Raw genomic sequence first — 3,604 nt, forward strand, 5'->3', positions numbered from 1 at the left:
TTCTCTATGGATGGGACCATCGCACAATTAGATAAGATCTGTGATCTTGCAGACAAATATAATGCTCTCGTCATGATCGATGAATGTCACTCATCCGGCTTTCTGGGAAAAACAGGAAGAGGCACGCATGAACACCACAACGTTATCGGTCGTGTAGATATCATCACTGGAACACTTGGGAAAGCCTTAGGCGGAGCTTCAGGTGGATTCACATCCGGGCCGAAGGAAGTGATCAACATATTACGCCAGCGCTCCCGGCCATATTTGTTTTCAAATACCTTAGCTCCATCAATTGTAGGGGCATCCATAGCGGTATTGGATATGCTCAGTGAAACAACCGACTTACGTGATAAACTCGAGGAAAACACCAAGTATTTCCGTAAAAAAATGACTGAGGCAGGTTTTGATATCAAGCCCGGTGTGCATCCCATTGTGCCTATCATGCTTTACGAAGCTACGCTTGCACAGGAATTTGCATCTAAACTTCTTGATGAAGGCATATACGTGATTGGCTTCTATTTTCCAGTTGTTCCAAAAGGGAAAGCACGAATCAGGGTACAATTGTCCGCGGCGCATGAAAGGGAACATCTCGATAAGGCTATATCGGCATTTACCAAAATTGGTAGGGAGCTTGGAGTGCTAAAAAACTAATCAAATCGACAGGAATAAAATATTCGTATATCAATACTTAAAAAACATGCAGCAGAAGATCGATCAATACCTCAACGAAATAAATTCATTTCAACCCAAAAGTGCGGATGAACTGGAATCTTTCCGGATAAAATTTCTGGGAACAAAAGGTATTATCAAAGATCTTTTTGAGGAATTTAAGACCGTGTCTTCGGAAGAAAAACGGGTGTTTGGAAAAGTACTGAATGAATTTAAACAAACTACCGAGGCGAAATATCAGGCACTTAAAGATGCTTCCGAAACACAGGAAAGTAGCGCAGGGACGGAGCAAGACCTGACCCTGCCAGGTAAGGGGTTTGAGCTTGGCTCTCGTCACCCTTTGTCTCTTGTTAGAAAAGAAATTATAGGAATTTTCAATAAACTTGGATTCCATGTTGCTGAAGGACCTGAGATTGAGGACGACTGGCATAACTTTTCAGCCCTTAACTTTCCTGAAGAGCACCCTGCTCGTGACATGCAGGACACCTTTTTTATTAAAAAAGGCGGCGAAAAAGGAGATATCGCTTTGCGGACACATACCTCATCTGTTCAGGTGAGAATGATGGAAGCCGGTAAACCGCCTTTCCGGGCGATAATGCCAGGCCGCGTGTACCGCAACGAAGCAATATCTGCACGGGCACATTGTTTTTTCCACCAGGTCGAAGGGCTTTACATTGATGAAAACGTTTCATTCGCTGATTTGAAACAAACACTATTTTACTTTGTGCAGGAATTATTTGGAGAAGGAACTAAAGCAAGGTTCCGGCCCTCATACTTTCCCTTCACAGAGCCTTCAGCAGAGATGGATATTTCCTGCACCATTTGCAAAGGCGACGGTTGCCAATTTTGCAAGCATAGTGGCTGGGTTGAAATTCTGGGCTGTGGAATGGTTGACCCGAATGTTCTCGACAACTGTAATATAGACAGTAAAAAATTTACTGGTTATGCTTTTGGCATGGGCATTGAACGAATCACCAATCTGAAATATCAGATAAAAGACCTTCGCCTGTTTTCCGAAAACGATGTTCGGTTTTTAAAGCAATTTCAATCGGAGATGATCTAATGAGCCTAAGGCCACTTTATGTATTACTTGCTATCCTATTGTTTTCCTGTTCGAAAGACGATGAAAACCGGATTCCTGACGTCTATGTAAATTATCAGATAACCCTGCAGGAATTCAATATAAAAAGTAATAATGGATTACTCTTAGTAAACAAAGGCAACAATACAGGCATTGCTGGACTTATTATTTATCGCAAGCCAAATAATGAATGGATTGCCTTCGATCGATGCAGTTCAGTAAATCCTGAGCAGCAATGTGCGGTCATTCCTGACGATCCAAACTTAACTGCTACTGACCCCTGCAGCGGAGCTAAATTCTCCATGTTTGACGGGTCACCGGTTAAAGCTCCTGCAACAAGGGGCTTAAAAGAATACAATGTAATAATCACTAATTTTACGCTCGCTGTAAGCAACTAAGATGGAAGTCGATAAAATAAAAGAAAGTATTAAAAAAGCGGCTCAGGATCTGTTCAGGAAATACGGCTACCATAAAACCAGCGTAAATGAAATCGCCAAACGCGCTAAAATAGCGAAGGCTACCATTTATAAGTACTTTGAAAGCAAGGAGCTTTTGCTTCAGGCGATTTTAATGGAATACATACAGCACAGTGTCCAGGAGATAATGCATAACTCTGCCGAAGAACTTGATGAAGAGGCTTATCTCAGCAACATAATCCTAAAAACCAGCCGACTATCTTATACAGTGTGTAATGAGTTTATCGGCTGGGAATTTATTCGCGAATCTGCAAACTCGCAGGAGTTTTTGAAAACCCTGTCCGATGACCTGGAAAACCTTCTAATTGCCTCTTTCAACGAAACCCAATTATTTAAAGCCGACGACTATATTGAACGCTTGCGATTCCTAATAAAGGCAAGTAAAAGCATTGTTTTCTCCTTTGCATTCACTTCCGTAAGTGATTCTGATGTACGGAAGAACTTCATCTCATTTCAGAAAGAGATTTTGCCGTATTTGGTGAAGGCGGCGGTTAAATAGGGGGCGAATTGTCGGTTGACAATTGACAGTTGCATACGTACCTAATCGCAAAAACCCCTTTCACCGGAACGGTTCTTCCTCCGACTTCAGTTCTCCGACCTCCGTATACTAATTTGGTTTTGAGTATATTTATTACTATATTTACCTCAATACCAAAAAAATAAGTCATGAGCAAAGAAATTCTAGTCATTTCAATTCTTATCGACGAGCATTTTGACTTTTAAAAAGCTCTAAAAATTTATTGAACCTTGTTAATTAGGCGGTCGTCCTGTGCTCTAATTTCTCCCATTTAGAAGGCAAAGGTGAAAACTGAAACCGACCCACCTAATAGTCTTAACTTTATCGGTGATCCTCAGATCAGAGACATCAGATCTCTTTCTTCCTACTTGATACCTGATACTTGATACTTTTCTTTAATTTTGCCCCTCATGAAAAAAATCCCCGCAGATCTTAAATTCCTCCAAAACATCGAAGTAATTGACATTGCCGAAGAGGGAAAAGGAGTTGGTAAATCCGGCGATCTGGTCATATTTATCGAGAAAGCCGTACCTGGCGATGTGGTGGATGTGGAGCTGATGCGAAGAAAAAAGAAGTTCTACGAAGGCCGCATCAGTAACATGGTGAAGCCCTCCGAACACCGGACGGAACCATTTTGCCAACATTTCGGTGTTTGCGGTGGTTGCAAATGGCAACATTTAAGCTACGAATCCCAGCTTCAGTTTAAACAGAAGAGTGTTAGTGATGCATTACAGCGTTTAGCAAAGGTAGATGTGTCGGGAATGGAGACCATCCTCGGCTCCAAAGCATCCCGCTACTACCGCAACAAATTAGAATATACCTTTTCGGATAAACGTTGGCTTACTGATGTAGATATGGACA

At 41.8% G+C, this 3,604-nt stretch carries 4 protein-coding genes and 1 pseudogene; all 5 read left to right on the plus strand.

The genetic code is table 11. The features are described from left to right. Window positions 1–651 (plus strand): aminotransferase class I/II-fold pyridoxal phosphate-dependent enzyme (locus WBJ10_RS08740; RefSeq protein ID WP_424289368.1); only part of this gene is annotated, 651 nt, incomplete at its 5' end. 46 nt (window positions 652–697) lie between these two features. Beyond that, window positions 698–1,732, plus strand: a complete 1,035-nt coding sequence (gene pheS / locus WBJ10_RS08745; protein WP_424289370.1) for a phenylalanine--tRNA ligase subunit alpha — start codon at window positions 698–700, stop codon at window positions 1,730–1,732. Continuing rightward, on the plus strand, window positions 1,732–2,148 hold the full coding sequence (locus tag WBJ10_RS08750) for a hypothetical protein (protein WP_424289372.1): 417 nt from the start codon (window positions 1,732–1,734) through the stop codon (window positions 2,146–2,148). The genes pheS and WBJ10_RS08750 overlap by 1 nt, the downstream gene beginning before the upstream one ends. A gap of 1 nt (window position 2,149) precedes the next feature. Then, window positions 2,150–2,725 carry a TetR/AcrR family transcriptional regulator gene (locus WBJ10_RS08755; RefSeq protein ID WP_424289374.1) on the plus strand — a complete coding sequence of 192 codons (576 nt, stop codon included), beginning with the start codon at window positions 2,150–2,152 and terminating at the stop codon, window positions 2,723–2,725. Window positions 2,726–3,153: 428 nt separating this feature from the next. Beyond that, window positions 3,154–3,604, plus strand: a pseudogene (locus WBJ10_RS08760) (23S rRNA (uracil(1939)-C(5))-methyltransferase RlmD); the annotation flags it as partial.

Origin of the sequence: Daejeonella sp. (assembly GCF_049655485.1) — a bacterium.
Taxonomy (GTDB): Bacteria; Bacteroidota; Bacteroidia; order Sphingobacteriales; family Sphingobacteriaceae; genus Daejeonella.